At 64.9% G+C, this 582-nt stretch carries 1 protein-coding gene; it reads left to right on the top strand.

The window, feature by feature from the left end; genetic code table 11:
- On the top strand, positions 1–582 hold a 582-nt coding region (locus SB753_RS34515; RefSeq protein WP_410804517.1), incomplete at both ends, for an isocitrate lyase/phosphoenolpyruvate mutase family protein.

Here is a 582-nt window from a genome sequence, read left to right as displayed (position 1 = left end):
ACTTTGTCATCATGGCGCGCACCGATGCGCTCGCCGTCGAAGGTCTGCAAGCGGCGATGGACCGCGCGATGGCCTGCGTCGAAGCCGGCGCCGACATGATCTTCCCGGAAGCGATGACGGAGCTCGGCATGTACCGGCAGTTCGCGCAGGCCGTGAAGGTCCCCGTTCTCGCGAACATCACCGAGTTCGGCGCGACGCCCCTGTTCACCGTCGATGAACTGCGTGGCGCGGATGTCTCGCTGGTGCTTTATCCGCTGTCGGCGTTCCGCGCGATGAACAAGGCCGCTGAAAACGTTTACACGGCCATTCGCCGCGACGGCACGCAAAAGAACGTCGTCGACACGATGCTATTCAAGGTGCATCAGCAGTCGGGCGAAGCGGGCCGCTTCGTGTCGAAGTCGGCGCAGGACGGCGTGACGCGCCTGAACAGCGTGCGCAATCTGAGCCAGTACCCGCTCTTCGTCGCCGCCGCGCTCGCGCAGGACGAAATCCTCGCGCCATGGTGGTCGGACACGTTATGGCATGCGGCGGGCACGACCGTGCTCGTGCTGATGCTCGCCGTATTCGGCTGGCGGCTGGTGC

The sequence above is a fragment of the Paraburkholderia sp. SIMBA_053 genome (genome assembly GCF_046534895.1).
GTDB classification, from domain to species: Bacteria; Pseudomonadota; Gammaproteobacteria; order Burkholderiales; family Burkholderiaceae; genus Paraburkholderia; species Paraburkholderia caledonica.
This window is presented reverse-complemented; position numbering and strand designations above follow the sequence as displayed.